Source organism: Acidobacteriota bacterium (assembly GCA_016208495.1).
Lineage (GTDB): Bacteria > Acidobacteriota > Blastocatellia > Chloracidobacteriales > Chloracidobacteriaceae > JACQXX01.
Genome location: JACQXX010000098.1, coordinates 1 through 20969 on the forward strand (window position 1 = coordinate 1; position 20969 = coordinate 20969).

The window sequence follows — 20969 nt, forward strand, 5'->3', positions numbered from 1 at the left end:
AATGCCATGAGCTGGAGTCGCACGGGCAGTAAAGCCCTCGCCGTTTTGAAAGTCGTTGAACTCAACCAACAATGGCCTTCCTTATGGGATTTCGAGGATTTGGCTGCCTAATCTTGATCACAGGATTTGTGACAGAAAGAAGTAATGCACCTCTCCCAACAAGAAATGTGATTTTAGGCGGAGAAGCGACTCCTTTTAAAAGCACCTACGGATTCAAGCACGTTGTGTGGTCGAAAGATGTCCAGGAAGTAGCAGCCTATCTCCAATCAATTTCAGAAGATTCATTCAACCAACGCCTCAACCCTGAGGAATTCAATCGGTTTCAAATCTATCCTGGGCGAACCCGATGGAAACAAGAGGATCTTGAGTATGTGCTCAAGGTGTTTCGAGAAATCGTGAATTTTTACCAGGTGGCAGCCACGGCTGGGGAGTGTGTCCTGATTAGCATTGATTGATCTGAGATACTTACAAGCTACTGAAAGAATAGAATTTATTAGCAAATAGGAACTCATATGGACTTTATCTCCCGACTCAATGCCTTTGTCCGAACTCAACATACCCAAACATTTGAGGGCAATACTTTTCTTTTCGGTCTCAATCCACCTGCCACCTTTGACCAAATCGCGCAGGCTGAACAACAACTTGGGTTTCGGCTCCCCCAAATCCTGCCCCAGATTTACACAACAATTGGAAATGGTGGGCTTGGACCAGCTTATGGATTGGTTGGAGTTGAAAGAGCGTTCCACGTTGGGGCAGGAGCATTTATCAATCTGGTTTCTGTGTATCTTGATTTTGTTGAGCACTATCATCTTTTTGCTCATCAAGCGTGGCCAGACAATCTGCTCCCATTTTTCCAATATGGCTTTATTTCTGAGCGATTTGAACCTCATCATTTCTTTCATGAGATCTATCTTTGCGTAGACCTGCATAGCTCAAACCAACAACTCTATTTGTCACTTCCAGTGCAGATGTCCCTTGACGGCATTGACCAGCTCATTTTTCCTTTGGAATGTTCAATTTCTGATTTGTATGAGGAATGGATGGCTGATAGAGATATCGTGGATCAGGCGTTAGAAGCGCTTTTTGGTGGCGTTGATGGTACGGCAACTTGACGCCGCTTTCTTTCGAAGTGCGGCCCACTTGACGCCGCTTTGATAAAAAGTAGCTTGACACTTTCAACGGTCTGGAAAATAAAGCGATAAAGCGGCATCAAGCCGCCGCACTCCACATCTGTAAAGGGTGACTATGGCTTTCTGGATCAAAACCGTTCTTGCCGCCTGTGTGTGTTTGATTGGACTTCACTTCTTCAATCTGCCGGTGCTTGCCCAATCGGGCGGTGCCACAACCGGAGAAATCATTGGAAAAGTCACCGATACCCAGGGAAATACTCTGGGTGGCGTCTCGATTGTGGCTCGCCAGTTTGAAACCGGGTTCACACGACAGATTCAAACCACAGAAAGCGGAGAGTACGCGCTGTTACGACTGCCGCCCGGTCAGTATGAACTCAAAGCCGAAAGCGATGGGTTTGCCGCCAAAACTTCGCGACTCAGGCTGGCGATTGGAACCACCGGCTTGGTGATCTTCCAATTGACGCCAGCCGGAACCAACGAAGTCATTGAAGTTCGAGCCAGTGATGCTGATTTTCTCGGCGAAAAAACCGAAAGCAGCAGCGTTATCAATCGTCAGCAAATTGATGGTCTGCCAATCAATCAGCGTAATTTTCTCGACTTTGCCCAGACCACTGCCCGGGCAGTCCCTGACCCAATCGGAGGCCAGGGAGTGCTCGCCACCTCAGGGATTTCGTTCAACGGTCAACTGGCACGATTCAACAATGTTTCAATTGATGGGCTCGACAACAATGACCGGGTTTCGGGTGCCGTGCGGACAACTTTTAGTCAGGAAGCCGTTCAGGAATTTCAGGTGGTTTCCGACGGGTTCTCGGCTGAATTTGGACGGGCCACCGGTGGGATTATCAACATTATCACCCGCACCGGGAGTAATGAGTTTCACGGCAATCTTTTCTACTTCAATCGCAACGACACGATCAGTGCTCGCGATGCCTTCACGGCAACCAAAGCGCCTTTTTCTCAATATCAATATGGGGCCACCTTTGGCGGGCCGCTTCGGCGGGATCGGTCATCATTTTTCACTTCTTTTGAACGACTTAACATTCAACAAAACAACATTGTCACCATTCCAGATGGCATCGTGAGTGCGGCTCAAGGTGCCGGATATGCGTTCCAAAATGGCCCAATCCCCTTTTCAGTTGGCCGGACAGCACTGCTGGCGCGGGTGGATACCCAGCTTTCATCGCAGGATACTTTTTGGATTCGCTACAACGGCGGATTTGCGTCAGATGGATCCTATGAACGCTTTGGCGGGCTGGTTGCCCAATCCAGCGGCGGCTTACTGGATTTGAACGAGCATACGGTCGCCGTTGGAAATCTCTATGCCAGCAGCGCCCATAACTATGTCAATGAAACCCGATTTTTGTATAGCAACCGTGACCAATCCATCGAGCCGCTTGACCTGAGCCCACACGTCCAATCTTCCAGCCTGGCTGGACTGGTTGAGTTTGGTCGCAGCACCTTGCTGCCCAATACTCGAAAAGAACACATTTTCCACCTGGCTGACATTGTCACACTGACGCGTGGCAATCAGACCTTGAAATTTGGCGGAGACCTTCAGATTTTTCATCAACCAGAATCAACAATTCCCCTGTTGCTGGGTGGGTTGATGCGCTTTACTGGTCTGGACTTAGCTGCCTTAATTGGAAATCGAAGCCTGCCGTTTATCACTGAACTTCAAACACTGGATCCACGATTACGAACTCCGGCCCAAATCCTGGCTCTCCAGCAATTGTCAAAAACGCTTCCTCAAACCCTTCCGAACTTTCCCAAAAATGTCCCGCTTGACCGACTTCCGCTCCCGCTGGTGTATATTCAGTCGTTTGGAAACCCCAATGCGAACGGACTTGGAACTCGTTCCGCATCGGCCTTTGTTGAAGATGAAATTAAAGTCACGCCATCATTTTTGGTGCGGTTGGGCGTCCGCTATGATTGGAATCAGGTTCTCGGAATTGACGCCACCAACGGCAATTTCAGTCCTCGGATTGGGCTTTCCTGGCAACCGACTCAACTTCCTCAAGTCACACTTCGGGCCGGATACGGGATCTTCGTCATTGGGCCACTGGCAGCCAACGCAGGTGCGGCGAAACTGGTGGCTGACAAACAGATTGATGTTCAAGGCATCCCCTTTCCGTTCTCCGTGTTACCGCTGGCCACGCCAGAGCGGCGGATTCCCGAGGGCATAATGCCTCCGCCGGATCGTCCTTTCATCCCGCAACTTGGAACAATTGTGTCTTTTCAGCCTGACCTGAAAAACAGCTATTCCCATCAGGCCAACCTGACCTTGACCTATGCGCTCACCAACACGTTCAACTTGACGGCTGGCTATAGCCTGGTGCGCGGAATCAGGCAAAGTTCCGTTCGAAACATCAATCCAGTGGTTCGCCCACGACCAAACCAGCTTGACGCCTTTATCACCGGTCGGGTTGACCCAACCAGGGGAAGCGTCCTGGAAACCGAATCGGCGTTTGACAGCTATTATCACGGCGTCACGGTTGGGATCGAAAAACGATTTGCCACTAAATTCAGCCTCCTGAGTCATTACACGTTTTCAAAATCCATTGATAATTTCGATGATATTTTTATCGGAGAAAATGAAACCAATGACCCGCTCCAGCCGGGATTGGAACGTGGATTGTCATCCCAGGATGCACGTCACCGCCTTGTGATCAGCGGCCTGTGGAACCTGGACTACACCACCAACCCCGTGCTGAAAGATTTTCAACTGTCAGGAATTCTGAACCTCAAATCCGGCTCACCTTACAACGTGCTCTCAGCCATTGATATCAACGGCAATGGTGATTTCCCGATTGGCGACCGCCCATTTGGAATTGCCCGAAATGCAGGGATTTTGCCCGGATTTGCCGGATTTGATGTGCGCCTGACTCGAAAGTTCTCAATTGGTGAGCGGGCTCGAATCGAAGTTCTGGTCGAATCGTTTAACCTGTTTAATCGCACCAACATCAGCGAAATCAACCGGATCTTTCAACCGAATCCGCAGCGAATGTTCATCCTGCCGTCGCTGGAAAATGGTCGCTACATTGCCCCGCCTGAACGGTTTCGCAATGCGTTCGCCCCCCGACAGTTTCAATTCGGAATCAGAGTGAACTACTGAGAAAAAAATTATGACACCGAATGAGTTTTCAAATTTTCAGGATGATCGCCTTGATCAGGATTCCCCCTGGAAAGAACTGCTTGAGCTTTACTTTGACGAGTTTATTGATTGGATTATGTTTTACCACCCGAACTTGAACAAAGACTGGGTGAAGAAGTAAAGCAATTGGAGCAAACTGCCATGCCATATGTAACCAGTTGGGAACGAATGGGAACTCAGAAAGGGCTCGAACAAGGGCTCGAACAAGGGCGACTGAAGGCTGGACGTGAATCGGTACTTGATATACTTGAGGAGCGTTTTGGTTCAATTCCACCTGATGTCCTCGCCAGAATTGACCAAATCAACGACTACTCAAAGCTTAAACAACTCCATAAATCCGCCATTACCATTGCATCCATTGAAGCCTTTCAGAATCTACTCAAAGAATAACACCGCTCATGTCTTTTCTTCATAAACTCCAGCGGGCACAACAACTTGGACCGAAAAAAGTCCTGGCTGAACTCAACCGCCGCCTTCGCCACCATCTTACCCTGTCATTCCGACGCCTCCGGGCCCGGATTTCCCCTCCAACGTTGACCATTTCGCAGCTTGAAAAGAAATTGCCGGGCCTGGCACAAGCTGACTGGCACCGTCATTTCACCACCCGGACGTCACCACGGTTTTTCCCTGGCCTGGAGCAAATCAAGGCAACCGCAGAACTGATCAACCGGCAGTGCCCGCTGGCAACCCAAGCGACCTTAACAGCGGCCAACGTCTTGTGCCAGCATCAGTTTTATTTCTTCTTCCACCAGCTTGGGCACGAGTCGGATGAGATCAACTGGCTCGACGGCTGGCCGCGAAAACACTACACCGAAATTGTGTATGGGCCGGCGTTGACCCCTCCACGTGACATCAAATTCACCTGGGAAATCGGACGATTTCTCCATACCAGCACGCTGGGCCGTGCCTACGCATTAACCAACGACGAACAGTTTGCCACGGAGTTTTTTTCGCAGCTTGAATCGTTTGACCGGGCTTCGCCTTGTGAATTCGGCCCGCACTGGCTGTGCGCGATGGAAGTGGGTATTCGGGCCGTGAACCTCATCACCGGGTTTTATTTTTTTCGGCATTCACCGGGTTGCACACCGGAACAGGTCGCTCGCCTCCTGCGCATGCTCTATGAACACGCCTGTTTTATTGAGCAAAACCTCGAAAAAACCCATCACCTCACCAGTAATCATTACCTTTCCAATCTGGTTGGGCTGCTGTTTATTGGCGTGATGTTTCCTGAATTTGACAAATCGCATTCCTGGCGTGCGTTTGCGTGGTGTGAACTCCTGACTGAATTTGAAAAACAGGTTTATCCGGACGGGGCCGATTTCGAGGCTTCAACCAGTTACCACCGGCTGGTGACGGAACTCTTTGCCTACAGCTTCTGGCTTGGGGAACACAATGAACTTCAACTTCCGGATGAGGCCCGTTCAAAACTGGCCCGGATGTTTGACTTTACCCGAACGTGCCTGCGTCCAGATGGGCTGATTCCACAAATCGGAGATACCGACAACGGGCAGCTTTTGACTTTGGCCGAACGACATCCGATTGACCATGCCTATCTTCCCTTCCTGGGTGTGGCGCTTGGTTTGGAGGTGGCACTACCGAAACTCAACCCCGAGTACCGCCAGCACATACCAGCGGCACTGCCTGGACACTCCTCCGCTCCGGAACCAGAAGCCGAAGCCATTTGGGTGAGCGGACGAGTTCCGGAAGGAATAGTCGGGCCTTCCATTTCAACCGCCTTTCCTGACGCCGGGGTGTATGTCCTGCGCCAGGCTGATGATTTCCTGATTGTGTATTGTGGAGACAATGGGATTGGTGGGTTTGGTTCGCACGGGCATAATGATGCGCTGGCGTTTGAAGTCTGGTCCAAAGGTCGGGCGTGGCTCGTTGATGCTGGAACATACAGTTACACCGGCAACCTTGAAGCCCGTCATCTTTTTCGCTCGACTGAGTTTCACAACACCGCCCGGATTGATGGCCAGGACATTAAACCGATTCTGAAAAGTGCTCCGTTTTCGCTTGGCGCAAACGTCCAACCACGGGTTCGAAACTGGAAAACTGGCGAAACGGAAGACCTGCTTGAAGCTGAACACGATGGGTTTCAACGACTTCCGGATAAAATCCATCACCAGCGACGGATTCTGTTCAACAAATCTGAGCGGGAATGGGTGGTCGAAGATCGCTTTATTTCCGAACCGAGCCAGACGAAACATTTAATCGAATTGTTTTTCAATTTTGATGCCGGTATCACGATTGAATCTGCCACCGGCTCTCAAATCATCGCCAAAGACGATCAACGCCGGAGTTTTTATATACAGACGGTTCATAGTTCAGTCATCTTGACTGCCGAAGTCGTAAACCGCTGGGTTTCATATGGATATGGTCACCGAACCAATTCACAAGGCGTCGTCTGGTCCGTAGAATCAAAACTGCCGGTGATTGTCACGTGGCGGATGTTTGCGATTGATTGAAAATGGGGCTGAAAAATCCTCGGGCTCAGGGCTGAAGACTTCGGGCTTGGGGCAACTCAAGGGATGAGGGATGAAGGATGAGGGATGAAAGAAAACCAATTCTTCAGCTCTCAGCCCCAAGCCCTCAGCTCTGGTTTTCTCAGCCCAATGTCTTCAACCCTGAGATTCACAACTTTGGAGTTTGTTTATGAAACATGCTGGAAAGCTCATTGCGGTGGGGATTGCTGCCGTGTTGTTGTTGATTGTGGTTTCAACCGTGGTGCGCAATATCAACTATGCGGAAGAAGGGACGGTCCAGGTGCTCACCCAATGGGGATCTATTCGCCGGGTGTATGCCCCTTCGGATGGATGGTTTACAACCTGGCTGCCGGGCCAACGCGCCTATGAAGTCAATTTACGGTCATTTACCGAAACGGCCACGCCACGGGTGACTTCAAAAGATAACGCCGCGCTCCAGGTCCCCATCAGTGTTACAGCCTTTACCGAATCGGCCAAAGTTGCGGACTACGTTCGAAAATATGGATTTAGCGACGAAGAACGTCATAAGCGCCGCAATGAGATTTTAAGCGGACTGGTTCAAACCGAAGCCCGAAACGCATTTGCCGAATACGCGGCATATGAAATCTATGCCAATCAAGAGGCAATCCAGAAACGGATTGTCGAATCACTCAAACCATTGCTGGCCAATCAGTTGTTTCTGGTGATGGAAAGCGTTCAAATCGGAAACCCGGACTTTCTGGATGACCGGATTGAACAGGCCGCCAGTGCGGTGGTTGCCAATGAAAAGCAAAAGCAAGCTGAAGAAGCGCGCTTCAATGCCGCCGAAGTCGCCGCCAAAACCAAACAGATTGAAGCTCAAACCTATGCCAATCCGGCACTGCTGGAAATCAAAAAGCTTGAACTGATGCTGGAAATTGAAAAAGCCCGCGCCGATGGAATTCGCGGGCATCAAGGTCCATTAACGGTCGTGTTTGGCAATACCAGTACGGGGCTGCAGTTGCAAACACCGACGCGATGAAGAATGAAGACAGTGGTTAGTGGTTAGTGGTTAGTTTTTGGTTCCTGGTCCTTCTTTGAAAGTATTGATTTCTAACCACTAATCACCAAACTACCAGCCACTAATCACTAACCACTAATCACTAACCACTAACCACTAAAACGGTTCTTCATCCCACTACTGGGGTGCGGTAAATCCAGTTAATGGATTTTTGTAAAAAGCATCGGTTTTCCAGGCATTGAGGTCCATTTTGATCGTGGGCGGTCCCAAAACCTTCACAGGTAAAACCATGCTGATGCCACCGAGTTTGTTCTGGGTGGCAATGCCGTTGTCAACGATTCGGCCATCTGCTCCAACCGTAAATTTGGCCTGCCGGATTAACTCACCTTGATTCAATACCTTGATTTCATATTCACCGGGATTGACTGACAGGAAGTGGGCGCCGGGGTATTCAGTCGGGCTTTCCAGCTTCCAACCGCGCACTTTGTTCCAGATGAAATTCCACCGCTCCCAACGCGGATCGGCATCATTGCCAGAGGTGAGGATGACTTTATCGTAGCTGGCCACGCCAGATGTTGTGTCTTTGGTGCTGGCAATGATTTTGCCGTTATAGAGCACATAGCCAGCCAGTTTGGTGTCGTCATTTTCACCACGAAACCACATGGTGGCCACCAGCGGCGGCGCGTCCTGACTCGAAAAGATATTGAGCCAGAGATAGCCAATCGGCAGATTCCAATCCTGGTCAACATAATACTCAAACTGGTTTTTGAACTGTGGCAACTCATTGCCTACGTGAAACTTGTTGACGTTAAACTTCCCAGAGAACACTTCATAATTCAAGTTGCTCAGCTCATTTTTGAGTCGGACTTTAAAACCAAACGTTCCAACGTCAGTAATTGCCCGTTTGTCATCGTGACCGCGTTCCCATTCGGTGTTGAATTTCCATACCTGCCCGGCAGCCACGGCGTCGGAATTACAATTGAGCGTCGTCCAGGGCTTTCCGTCGGGCAATGTGAAATCAACCTGGAACTGGCTTCCACCAGCCACTGGGCCTAACACTTGAAACTCAACTTCGGGAATCCAGCTCCAGTAATTATCCTGGTCAGGGAATTTCCAATACCGTACCATTCGCCGGGCACGAACGTGCAGCGAATATTTCAACAATGTCGGGCCGCCGGTTGCTGGGGCTGCCGTGGTTGCGGTTGAAGTGGTTGCGGTCGTAGCCGGGGTTGTGGCCGTGCCTGAACTGGGCTCAGGCGTGCTGCCGCCTTCAATCGCGGTGAACCCACTCAACGGGTTGCCATAGAGCGCATCCGTTTTCCAGGCGGCGCGATCCCACTTCCCATCGGCATCACTGACAATCGCGACAGGAAGCACCATTCGAACGCCACCCAGTTTATTGGCTTTGGCAATGCCGTTATCCACAATTTTCCCATCGGCACCGACGGTAAATTTTGCGATTCGATCCAGCTTGCTGTTGCGCAGGATTTTTAATTCGTACTCGCCGGGGTTCTTATCAAGGAAAAACAGACTCGAATAATCATTGGCTGATGAAGTGTCCTTGTTAAAGCCACGAACTGTCGCAAATCCGAAAGATCGCAAGGTCCACTTATAGGCTTTATCATCAACGGCAGTGGTTAATTCGCTTTCGACGTCATTACTTTGAGTTTCTCCGACCTGTTTGCCTTTGTAATACAAAAAGGCTTCCATTTTGGCGTAGTTATCGGCATTGCGAATCCAGAATTGGGTTTTAAACGTCGGTACATTTTCGTCAGAACTCGGATCCAGCCAGATATACCCAAAAGGCAACCGCCAGTCTTCCTGAATATAAAATTCCTGCTTGTTCTTGAATTCAGGGATTTTCTGGTCTGGCGTGAAAGTTGCCACCTTAAACTTTCCAGCAAACAACACATCGTTGCTTCCAAGCAGCGAATTTTTCAATATGATCTTAAATGGAAAGGCGCCAGTTTGAATGGTTGCCTTTTTTTCCAGATCAGAATCTGAAATCGGAAGATCGTAGCTGGAAAACTTGCCCCATCCATCTTCGGGGAGTTCTTCAGTCCGAAGTGGATACTGCATCCAGGGCTTGCCATCTGGAAAACTGAAATCCACCAGAACCTGGCTTCCTTCAGGAATCGGCCCAATCATTTCAAAATCAATCCGCGGCACCCACGACCAGGTATCATATTGCGGTTCCGCCGCTTGCGGATTTTTCCAATAGCGTAAATATTTTTTTAACGTTATCCCAATGGTTCGCTTGAGCAGCGTCGGACCAGCCTGACGGTTGGCTTTAACCAGCGGTGATGTCAATATAATCCCTGGCAGGACCAGGGTCGAAATCAATATCAATAAGAGAAACGTTCGAAGAGTGAATCGCATAGCAGTCCTTTTCATTCAATAAAGTAAGCGCTCGACTCCGTGCCAGGCACAGAAGTCGCCGCAAATATAGATCAGAATAGACGTGCTCTCTCATTTTTTGACTTTCGGCTAAAGAACCTGGGCTCACAGGAAAAGGATCGGCCAGTTGGTCCAAGTTCCTCAGTTCACTTTCAAATAGTATTCAAATTGTTGCAGGACGAAAAATTGTGATTTTGTCAGCCGCACACCTTTCCGAATTTCACGCAATTTGTCAATAGCATCAGTGGCGCTCACCGCTTTTTTTCAAGCAACCAGAAGGCAGCCACCTATAAAAACCAGGGCTGAGAGCTTGGGGCTGAAGACTTTGGGCTGAAGAAGTTGGGCTGAAGACTTCAGGATGAGGGCGACTGAAGGGATGAGGGGCATAAGCGCCACGATAAGGGTTTTAGGCCCGAAGGGTCGTCGTGTCATAGCCGTGGTGCGAAGCCCACGGTCTCGGCCAGAACGAGGGTGAAGTCCGGCCTGGGCGTCCATAAAATGACCACAAACTGCAGGCTACTTTCCTTAAGTACTTTACCGAAAATTCCAAGACATTTTAACCACGAAAAACACGAAAAACACGAAAAGAATCAAATACTTACCAAATTCAATATCTCAGGAAACTTACGACAGAGTACTTATCCTGGCGCTTATGGGACTAACGGCTGAAGAAGTTGGGCTGAAGATTTCGGGTTCAAAGCCGAATTCCCCGTTTTCTTCAGCCCTGCCTTTTATCGTCCCATTGGGCGGGACGGTGGTCTGCTGCTGCTGCTGCTACGTCTGGATGATTGGGCTTGACGAATGGACCGAATAAAATCCTGGTCTGGACTTGTCTTCGTTTCAGAATAGTCAAAACCTTCCAGTTTACGACGTTCGAGCTTTTTGCCCATGGTGCGTTCAATGGTCCTGACCATGGCTTCATCACTCGATGTGACCAGAGTCAGTGCATCACCGGTTTGGGCGGCACGTCCGGTGCGTCCGATCCGATGAGTGTAGGCATCAGCCGTGTCTGGAATGTCATAGTTGATCACCCGTGAGACACCGGTTACGTCAATCCCTCGGGCGGCGATATCGGTTGCCACCAGAATCTGGTGACGTCCGGTTCGGAACCCATCCAGCGCTGCCTGACGCTGGTTTTGAGACAAATTCCCTTGCAGCGAGGCTGACCCATACCCTGATTTTCGGAGCTGTTCGTCAAGTCGCCTGGCCCGGTGCTTGGTTTTGGTAAAAACCAGGACCGACCCTTCACGGTTTTGTCGCAGCAATTCCATCAGCAGTGGTGTTTTGAGATCAGAATTGACCGGATAAATCGCGTGAGAAACAGTGGATGCCGGTTCGATTTTCCCGATCTGAATGTTTTTTGGGGATTGTAAAATTTCGGTTGCCAACCCTTTGATGGCATCCGGCATAGTCGCTGAAAATAACAGCGTTTGACGATTTTTCGGTAACGTCTTCAGGATCTGACGAATTGGAATAATAAACCCCATATCAAACATATGGTCGGCTTCGTCGAGAACCAGCACTTCAAGATGTGATAAATCAATCGTGCCCTGGCTGATATGGTCAAGCAACCGGCCTGGGCAGGCAACCACAACTTCAGTGTGTTTGCGTAACTTTTCCACCTGGGGACGCATCGCGACCCCGCCGTAGACAGCAGTGCTTCGAATGCCGGTTTGTCGGCCCAGACTCACAATCGTCGTGTGAATCTGTTCGGAAAGTTCACGTGTTGGAGCAATAATCAGCGCCCGAACAACTCCACGCTGGCCTGTCATCAGGCGGTGAAGAATGGGCAATGCGTACGCTGCGGTTTTCCCCGTTCCAGTCTGAGCCAGTCCTAAAACATCCTGGCCTTGCAGAATTACTGGAATTGACTGGCGTTGAATCGGGGTAGGAATGGTAAAACCCTGGGCTTTCACCCCTGAAAGTACCCGTGGGTGCAATTGAAATAAGTCGAAAGTCAAAGAAAATCCTTTTCGCAAAAATCCGGAAGATTATTTTTATCCTGTCTGAATCCGGAATGTTAGAAGCATACAACCAGGCGAATTGACAGGTGATTCCTGCCTTGGGGTATCAAAAGTGATTCAAAGTAGCACACTTCCTGGGTAAACGCACGGGGTCAAGGCTAAAACGCCTCAGTCAATCTCGCCAATGTCTTCGTTCCACACCTCTGGATGAGCCGCAATGTAGTCGGCCAGCATGGTCACGCAGACTTCGGAATCGAGATCAATCACTTCAACGCCGTGTTCGCGCAACCACTCGACCCCGCCTGGAAAATTGCGAGATTCACCGACAATGACCATGCCGATGTTGAATTGTCTGACGAGGCCGCTGCAGTACCAGCACGGAGCGAGCGTGGTGACCATAATTTTGTCGCGATACGTGCGTTGCCGACCAGCCTTGCGAAACGCATCGGTTTCACCGTGAACCGATGGATCCTGTTCCTGGATTCGGCGGTTGTGTCCCCGGCCAAGCAGATTTCCCTGCCGGTCAAACAATGCGGCCCCAATCGGAATTCCACCTTCTGAAAGCCCCAGTCGGGCTTCTTCAATCGCGACCTGCAGCATCGCCTGATAATCAAGTGAATTGGACATCGGTGAAATCTCCTGGTTCCTGGAAAGTATTGATTTCTAAACCCCAGGCTTGGTTTTTCATCTGATTGATTGAGCCTGAACCAAAGGATGGAAAAGAAAAACTGGAAGTCGGTTTCGTCACTGCGCTGGAAGAATCACCCCGCGACATTCGCCTAACCCAATCCGGGCAAAGCCATCGCGTTCACAATAGCCACGGATGATCACTTCGTCGCCGTCCTGCAAAAAGCGGCGGACTTCGCCAGTCGGCAAGGAGATTGGTTCGGCACCGCGCCAGGTCAGCTCCAACAAGCATCCACGCGAATCTTTGGCCGTCCCTGAAACGGTGCCGCTTGCCATCAGGTCGCCAGGTCGCAGGTTGCAGCCATTGCTGGCGTGATGAGTCAACATTTGAGCAATCGTCCAGTACATATCGCGAAAATTTCCGCGGCTGAGTTTGATGGGTTCGACACCTTGGGCCCGCATCGTCTCGGTTTGCAAATAGACTTCCAGGTGCAGATCAATTCCCCCTCGACTCTGGTCGGCATCACTCACCAGATACTCAAGTGGTGTCGGGTCAGTTTCGGGACGTGCAAAGGCTGGGATCCGGAACGGGGTCAGGGCTTCGAGCGTGACAATCCAGGGTGAAATCGTCGTGGCAAAACTCTTGGCCAGAAATGGTCCCAGCGGCTGGTATTCCCATTTCTGAATATCGCGGGCCGACCAGTCATTGACCAGACACAGGCCGAAAATATGACGTTCCGCCTCCTGAATTGGAATTGAAGATCCAGGCTCGTTTCCTGGTCCAACCAGAAAGCCGACTTCGAGTTCATAATCAAGCAACCGACAGGGGCCAAACGTTGGGACGTCTGAATTTCCTTCCGTGGTCTGCCCCCTGGGACGTCGAACCGGAGTCCCACTGGGGACAATTGACGAAGCCCGCCCGTGATACCCAATCGGAATGTGTTTGTAATTGGGCAAAAGCGGATTATCCGGGCGAAACATACTGCCGACATTGGTGGCGTGAAAAACCGAGGCATAAAAATCGGTGTAATCTCCGATCTGAGCCGGCAACACCATTTGAACCTCCGACATGTTCACCAGACAGGCTTTTTCCAATTGCTCACAGACTTCGGACTGCTCAAAATCTTCTCGTAACACTCGACTGATTTGCTGGCGGAGAGCAGACCAAAATTCCGGTCTCAATGCCAAAAGTTGATTGAGTCTTGGGTTTCGACAGGCGTTGGCGGCCTCTGCCGCTAAATCAGTCAGCCGTCCCAGCATTAAACAGCGGTTCACATCAAGGATTGAATCCCCAATCGCGACGCCGACACTGGGTGATTCCTGGCTGTGCGGGCGCTTAAAGACGCCAAACGGTAAATTCTGAATCGGAAAGTCTGAACCAGGAGTGTTTGCTGATTTGACCCAGGAGCGCAATTCCGGGTTGTGCGTTTCATTGATTTGGTAGGTCATAACGGAGGAAGACAAAGTGAAGAATGTGGTTAGTGGTTGGTGGTTAGTGGTTAGTTTAGTGGTTAGTGGTTAGTGGTTAGTGGTTAGTGGTTAGTGGCGTTTTCCCAGGGTTAAAACCCTGGGTTATGAGCCTGCCACCCGCTTCGCGGGTTCAAAACCACTCATTTTTTCAACCCTTACTTCGCATTAGTGGTTAGTGGTTAGTGGTTAGTGAGTGGCTCTTGGTTCTTCTTCGAAAGCATTGATTTCTAACCACTAACCACTAACCACTAACCACTAACCACTAACCACTAACCACTAACCACTTTCTTCATTCTTCACTCTTCAACAGGTTTAAAGTGTGAAGGTCCTGAAGCGGCTCTTCGAAAGAACAGGAGCCAAAGGAAATGGCGACCTGTTCGCGTAACTGATTGAGTGCCTCCTGGTTCAGGTGATTTCCCTGCCAGGAAACGCCAGTGTCACTAAATTGAAAGCTGGCGGGCGATTCGTCAAGCAATAACCGTTCGGCATCCGCCTCTGACAGGCCAGCCTGGACAAAGGCAGCGGCGAGAAACACATTCAAAAACCCATGCATCATCCCTTTCGGGCTATGTGCGGCATAGGTCAATGGATGAGAAGACCGAATTGGGTGATGTAACCCGGCGGTTGCTTTGATCGGCACCTGGTTTTGAGCACAGAGCGAAATGAAGCGGACAATCTCGGCTGGCGTTGGAAACAATTCCGGAGTGATGCCTCCAGTTCTGATTTTGGCTCGCAAATGTACCTCACCAAGTGCGGAAATCAACGCTGGGAGTGAGTCCGAAAGCGGAAGTTCGACAAAGACGGTCAGTTCACCGGGCATGACGCGTTTCAGTCGCTCGATTTCAGCCACGGTTGTCGCTCGGACCTCAACGGTATCAATCACCGCCCGCCCGGCTGAAGGCAACGCATGGTTCTGGTTAAACCCTTTGATCCTTTCAATATCGGCTTCTGGATTGGGCCCGATCAAGGCACTGAGGAACCAGGGTGACTTTTCTTCCTCAACTGGGAGCAGTAAAGCCGCCTCGGCTTCAAACTCGCTCAACCGGGATACTGGTACAATAAACCGGCCCAGGCACCAGGCAAATGGTCCCTGCTGATACCGGGCATAGTTTGTGACGGCGGCGGCCATTCCAAGTTCCGCTGGTGGAAAGAGCCCGGCATAATCTATGAGTTTGGTGAGAAAGGTGTTGAGTGAATTCATTGGGGTCCCGAGTGCCTGGTGCTTGGTGCTTGGTTCTTCTTCGAAAGTACTGATTTCTAACCACTAACCACTTTATGGTTTCTTCATTCTCAATTCTTCATTCTGCTTTATCCCACGAGGGTCCAGGTAATCTGTTCGATCCATTCCTCTCCGACAATGAGGGTGATGTGGGTGGCATAGGTTGACTCTGGGTTGGTAATTCGAATTTGCAGCGTTTTGTTGCCGTCTTCATTGCGTTGCAGCAAGGTGGCAGTACCTAAAGCATCGCGGCTTTTCAAGACATCACGCCAGCTCAGTTTCTTTTTGGGTTGGAGTGAAACAATCGTGGCCCGTTCGACACCATCGGCAGTCGGAACGATACAGGCCCGGAGCGTGCCATCTTTGGTGGAAAAACGCTCCCATCCAAATATCCCTTCCTTACTCCCCTTCCCAAGTTTGGCATACACCTGCACCCGCATGGCATTGAGTGGAATCAATGGCTGTAATAAAAATGGCTGCAAATGAACTCTGGCATCTTCCGGGCTGTTATAGCTCAAGCGTCGCGGCGAAGTGCGTTGCGCCGAGGCAGAGCCAATCACAAACAAAACCAGTATCAGCAACCCACTGCCTGATTTGAATAACCGTGAAAAACGCATCATACCGATCAGTACTCCGAACAAAATCTATGTCACCCGCCCTTTGAAGGCAAAACTCTAAACTGAACCCAACACCATCAGTCAAGATACAACAGCAGACTTTTCAAGTAACTCCCTTCTGGATGAAACAGATTCACCGGGTGGTCAGGCGCCATGTGGTGTTTTTGAATAATTCTGACTGAACGGGTTGCTTCGCAGGCTGCCTGGAAAATGACCTGCTGGAAGAGCTTTTCATCCACGTGGTAGGAACACGAACACGTCAGCAACAAACTCTGGGGTGGAAGCTTTGCCATGGCCAGTCGGTTAATTTCCTTGTACCCACGACAGGCTTGAATAATGTCGTTCTTTTTTTTCGCAAAGGCTGGTGGGTCAAGAATGCACAGATCATAGGGTAATTCTGGCTGCCTCAAAAATGAAAACACATCTTCGACAATCAGGCGGTTGCCTTCAAGCTTGCAGTGATTGGCTTCCAAATGGCGTCGGGTGGCGTCTATGGCGTCGGCTGAGATATCAACTGAATCTACCTGCCGGGCGCCGCCTTTGAGCGCATACACACTAAAAGCACCTGAGTAGGAAAAACAATTCAGAACCCGGCGGTTGCGGGCCAGTTCCCTGACAAGTTTTCGCATTTCACGTTGATCCAGAAAAAAACCGGTTTTCTGACCTCGCTCAATATCAGCAAAAAATGTGATTCCATTTTCACGAATTTCCGTGAATTCAGGTAACGGGTCACCAGTCAGTAATTGCTTGACTGTTTTGAGCCCTTCTTCGCGCCGAGAAGGATTGGTTGAATGCTCGAAAATACTCTTTGGAGAAAGCAGCTCAGAGAGGGTTTCTAAAATGACAGGTTTTAGTTTTTCAATTCCCAGGGTTGAGATTTGTATTACTAAGATTTCATTGTATTTATCAACAATCAAACCTGGAATGCCATCACCTTCGCTGTTGATGACCCGGTACGCAGTTGTCTCTGAATCTCGAAAAAGAAGCTGCCGAAACTCAACTGCTTTTTGTATCTTCTCTTTGAGTGCCAAAAACGGATCTTTTTCCTCAAAAGAAATCATTCGGCCAGTAATTGAGCATTTGGAATGAAAATACCCCCAACCAAGAAACTCTTTTTCAGAACTAAAAACAGGCAGTAATTCACCATTTTCAAAATCTGGAAGGTGTTTAATTGCACCTGAAAAAATCCAGTGGTGGTGATTTCGGATAGCCTTTTCTTTGCCTCGATGAAGAATAACTTTTTTATCAGACATTTTTGAATACAGTGGGTTCAGGAATTCTTTCACGTGTGTGTTTTTGGGTTGCACCTCGAAAAGCTGCCGTTTGGATGGTTGGTCGCTTGACCGATTTGAATCTATGGAATTTCAGATAAGGAAACCACGAAACACACGAATTACACGAAAAATAAATCCAGGTCTTTCAATGGTTTCTGAATGATGACCATCGAAACGGAAATATTTATCTCAAAAACTATACCACCAAACACAACCGCCTCTTTTTTCTCCGCGCACCAACCGCACCCATGCATGGGTGGTGTCAATCCATCAAACTAGGAATTGCTGGATTTTGCAAGCGAAAGCTTGAGCTCCGCACTTTTTGCTGATGATGCTCGATTTCTCAAAGAAACGTGAGTGAATCCCAGGCTGGTTATACCATTTTGGAATGAAGCGGTCGTATTAGAAAACAGTCAAGTCATTCAATAAAATGAACTTAGTGAACTACTGACTACTGACTACTGACTACAAACTGGTATTACTCGGGTGGTAAGTACTCTGTCGTAAGTTTCCTGAGATATTGAATTTGGTAAGTATTTGATTCTTTTCGTGTTTTTCGTGTTTTTCGTGGTTAAAATGTCTTGGAATTTTCGGTAAAGTACTTACTGACTTTCATTCTAAAACTGGTGCTGAAAACCGAAACCCCGGAAAGACTTTTGAGAGCACAGTCTCGCCGGCAATGCTGGCAACAACCTCGCCGAGAACCTGTCGAAAATCGGTGGTGAGTTTGACATCTCCTGGACCGCTTAAACGATCTGGGGCAATACCCGGCCAGTTGCCGTAAACATTCCCGCCTTTGATCTGACCTCCGCCAATCAGCATTATCCCGCCAGCACCATGGTCGGTGCCGCCGCTGGCGTTTTCTTCGACCCTGCGGCCAAATTCAGTTATGACCACCATCGTCAGGTGGGATTTCAATTCCCCCAGCCGATCAAAAAAAACTCGAATTCCAGCGGCCAGTTGGGTCATCAAGCTGGCCATCAAACCGTCAGTGGCGCCCTGAGCGAAATGAGTGTCCCAGCCGTCTAAATCCACACAGGCCACCTTGAGCCCAACGCCGGCTTGAATCAACTGATCCACGGCAAATAAATGCTCGCCAAAACGGGTATTTGGGTAGCCAGCCGCCTGATGATTGGCATTCGCTCTGTTTCCACTCGAAGCAAACCGTTGAAGAGCATCCAGAGTTTGAACGCCAAACTTCCCAACTGAGAGCGGAGACGCCTGATAGAGCATTCTCAGGGCACCCGCCATCTCCAGTTTTTGTTCTGTCGCCAGTTGAAATTCATTCAGAGATTGAATGGCTGAAACTCCAGCCGCGCCCGACAAAACGTGTGGAACTTTGTCGCTCAAGGCTACGCCGCGAAGGGCAGATTGCCCCGCACCGGGAACAGCTTGCAAGAACCTCGCCAGCCAGCCGTTCACTGGACGCTGATTGCCAATCCCACCGGCTTCGATGTCGTCCCAGGCTTCAAAATGCGAATGTGATTCCCCTGGCCAGCCAACCGCATGAACAAAAGCCACTTCCTGTCGCGCATATAATTCCATCAGTGGCTCCAAAGCTGGATGAAGCGCCCATTGCTGATTTAATTCAAGGGCTGACTTCCCCGCCGTGCCGGGTTGGGGAATTGCCAGGGTCGGACGTGCCCGAAAGTAATGATCTTCGCGATACGGAATCAACATATTGAGTCCATCCGCACCACCCCGCAAATTGATAAGTAGCAAGATTGAGTTGTCCATATCCCTCCAGGAATTATGAATTATGAATTATGAATCATGCAGAAGTCATCTAATTGAATTAAAAGTGTTTAGTTGTTTGTTCGACTTATAGTTCATAACTCGTGAAATGCTTAATCCGTTTATCTTAGATATAGGACTTTTTTCATAATTCATAATTCATAATTCATCTTACTGATACTGAAATTCCGGCATGCACAACAGCAACGCCAGTTGTTCAGCGGGTGAGTCCAGTTTTGAAAACGCATCGCTTTCGGCAGCCGTGAGTGTTCGCCCAACGGCATATGGAAGGTGCAAAAAGACCTGATCGCCGAGTTGATCCAGATCTACCCTGGTGCCGTCAATAGTCCCTGATGGAAGCGCACAGGCAAAATTCCAGCGCGGCAAGAGACTGGATGCCCAGTGAGATTCGCCTTCCGGATACCCATCCGGTGTCGGCCACGCAAAAGGAAGGTGGCCGAGCGACTCAAGCTGGCGCTGAATTCCCCGTCCTCCGTCACATTCCGCATTCAACAGTCGGAGTGCCGACATGGCGTAGGTCAATGGACGTTTGAACCTGGGCTGAAACTGGCGAAATTCAGTCGAACTAAAGATCACCCGCACCATGCTTCGGATATCGCCTCCGGTTTGGGTAAATACCTCAGCCACCCGACGGACCAGGGTGTCGGATGGCTCGTCACTGACAAACCTCCGGCAGAGCTTCTGAGCCAGAAACGAGGCGGTTGACGGATGACGGCAAACCAGATCCAGGACCTGTTCCAGTTCCGAAGTGGCTTCTCCCCCCACAATCTGGCCCAGTACCTGTTTGGGCTGGGAATCATGAAACTCAGAGTTGAGCACAACCTGGCCACGGCGTAATCCATCTTTCACTTTCCACCCGGTCAAGACGCGGGCCACTTCCTGAACATCGTGCTGCGAGTACCCACCGGAAACACCGAGAGTGTGCAATTCCAGCAACTCACGGGCGTAGTTTTCATTCGGATGGGCGGCGACATTGGCATTTCCGTCCAGATACACCAGCATGGCGGGACTGGTGGCGCTGGCCCTCAATAAATCACGAAAGTTCCCAAGTGCATGACGGCGAATCACTTCACGGTCATCAACAACTTTCAGTTGTCCACAACTTCCCTTTTGGCCATGGATATTGAAGTGATCGCTCCAAAATTCAACCATGCGCTCCAGCAACTGGCGCTCGCTGTAAACGGCTCGGAGCACCGTTGCCCGGCGCAAATCAAGCAGCAATTCTTCAGCCGTGAAATGAAACACGCCGGTGACGCCAAGGTTGAGGGTTTCAATCCGACGCGTGAGCCAGTGCGCTTTATCGTCTGGAATGCTTTCGGGTGACAATTGCTGCTCAAGGTAGGCTTCGAAACCTGATTGAACCACAGCCGGCACATCCTTGGGTCTCACGCCCCAGGTGACCCGGTTGAGGAAGTTCAACGCGTCTATTTCAGCTCTTGAACCAGTCCAGATCGGAAGCTGAGCCGTAAAATCGCGCCCAATTCCGACCAGTGGGGCCAATTTTTCAGCGACCTGACAGCCAGAGGCGCCAACCCCAATTGCTGCCAATCCAAAGAGTTTGAGAAACTGTCGTCTGGTTGTCATTGCCGATCTCCTTCCAGGGTTGAAGATTTGTGGGCTGAAGAGGATGGGTTGAAGAATTGGTTTTATTTCATCCCTCATCCTTCATCCCTCATCCCTTCCTTTGCTCCGAGCTTGCGAGTCTTCAGCCCTCAGCCCTCAGCCCCATAAGCGCCAGGATAAGCTGTAAGTAATAAAGTTTGCATAAAGTTACAAAGCCAAAGCCTTGGATTGAGAATTGACTCCAGGTGTGAGAAAAGCAATCACTTCGTCCGGAAGTGTTTGGAGTTTTCGGCGGCGGCGGGGTCGTTCGGCCAGGACCTGAACCTGATCGGCACTG

16 protein-coding genes are annotated in these 20969 nt (G+C 49.9%); 7 read left to right on the forward strand and 9 right to left on the reverse strand.

Annotated elements, in window-relative coordinates; translation table 11 throughout:
* Positions 1-167: 167 nt before the first annotated feature.
* The 7 genes from HY774_20105 (at position 168) to HY774_20135 (ending at position 7767) form a co-directional block, all read left to right on the forward strand.
* A complete protein-coding gene (locus HY774_20105; GenBank protein MBI4750787.1) occupies positions 168-455 on the forward strand; it encodes a DUF1877 family protein in 288 nt (95 codons plus the stop codon).
* Positions 456-512: 57 nt separating this feature from the next.
* Positions 513-1112, forward strand: coding sequence for an SMI1/KNR4 family protein (locus HY774_20110; GenBank protein MBI4750788.1), 600 nt, complete (start codon positions 513-515; stop codon positions 1110-1112).
* 133 nt (positions 1113-1245) lie between these two features.
* Positions 1246-4242, forward strand: a complete 2997-nt coding sequence (locus HY774_20115) for a TonB-dependent receptor (protein ID MBI4750789.1) — start codon at positions 1246-1248, stop codon at positions 4240-4242.
* A gap of 10 nt (positions 4243-4252) precedes the next feature.
* Complete coding sequence (locus HY774_20120) at positions 4253-4402, forward strand: hypothetical protein (protein MBI4750790.1); 150 nt, start codon at positions 4253-4255, stop codon at positions 4400-4402.
* A 20-nt stretch (positions 4403-4422) separates the two neighbouring features.
* Positions 4423-4671, forward strand: a complete 249-nt coding sequence (locus HY774_20125; protein MBI4750791.1) for a hypothetical protein — start codon at positions 4423-4425, stop codon at positions 4669-4671.
* 8 nt (positions 4672-4679) lie between these two features.
* On the forward strand, positions 4680-6749 hold the full coding sequence (locus HY774_20130) for an alginate lyase family protein (GenBank protein MBI4750792.1): 2070 nt from the start codon (positions 4680-4682) through the stop codon (positions 6747-6749).
* 187 nt (positions 6750-6936) lie between these two features.
* The gene (locus HY774_20135) at positions 6937-7767 is read left to right on the forward strand and encodes a hypothetical protein (GenBank protein ID MBI4750793.1); all 831 of its coding nucleotides are present in this window, start codon (positions 6937-6939) and stop codon (positions 7765-7767) included.
* Between the two features lie 156 nt (positions 7768-7923).
* On the opposite strand, the gene HY774_20140 is transcribed toward HY774_20135, so the two are convergent.
* The 9 genes from HY774_20140 to HY774_20180 all read right to left on the reverse strand — a co-directional run bounded on the left by HY774_20140 (position 7924) and on the right by HY774_20180 (position 20653).
* Positions 7924-10125: a hypothetical protein gene (locus HY774_20140; GenBank protein ID MBI4750794.1), complete on the reverse strand. Its 2202-nt coding sequence runs from the start codon at positions 10123-10125 to the stop codon at positions 7924-7926.
* A gap of 749 nt (positions 10126-10874) precedes the next feature.
* On the reverse strand, positions 10875-12104 hold the full coding sequence (locus HY774_20145) for a DEAD/DEAH box helicase (GenBank protein ID MBI4750795.1): 1230 nt from the start codon (positions 12102-12104) through the stop codon (positions 10875-10877).
* A gap of 171 nt (positions 12105-12275) precedes the next feature.
* On the reverse strand, positions 12276-12734 hold the full coding sequence (locus HY774_20150) for a nucleoside deaminase (GenBank protein ID MBI4750796.1): 459 nt from the start codon (positions 12732-12734) through the stop codon (positions 12276-12278).
* Between the two features lie 117 nt (positions 12735-12851).
* Positions 12852-14183, reverse strand: coding sequence for a fumarylacetoacetase (fahA, locus tag HY774_20155; GenBank protein MBI4750797.1), 1332 nt, complete (start codon positions 14181-14183; stop codon positions 12852-12854).
* A 310-nt stretch (positions 14184-14493) separates the two neighbouring features.
* Positions 14494-15405, reverse strand: coding sequence for a hypothetical protein (locus tag HY774_20160; protein MBI4750798.1), 912 nt, complete (start codon positions 15403-15405; stop codon positions 14494-14496).
* Positions 15406-15512: 107 nt separating this feature from the next.
* Positions 15513-16043, reverse strand: a complete 531-nt coding sequence (locus HY774_20165; protein MBI4750799.1) for a hypothetical protein — start codon at positions 16041-16043, stop codon at positions 15513-15515.
* 74 nt (positions 16044-16117) lie between these two features.
* Positions 16118-17293, reverse strand: coding sequence for a class I SAM-dependent rRNA methyltransferase (locus HY774_20170; protein MBI4750800.1), 1176 nt, complete (start codon positions 17291-17293; stop codon positions 16118-16120).
* 633 nt (positions 17294-17926) lie between these two features.
* On the reverse strand, positions 17927-19051 hold the full coding sequence (locus HY774_20175; protein ID MBI4750801.1) for a DUF1501 domain-containing protein: 1125 nt from the start codon (positions 19049-19051) through the stop codon (positions 17927-17929).
* A 168-nt stretch (positions 19052-19219) separates the two neighbouring features.
* Positions 19220-20653, reverse strand: a complete 1434-nt coding sequence (locus HY774_20180; protein MBI4750802.1) for a DUF1800 domain-containing protein — start codon at positions 20651-20653, stop codon at positions 19220-19222.
* Between the last annotated feature and the right edge of the window lie 316 nt (positions 20654-20969).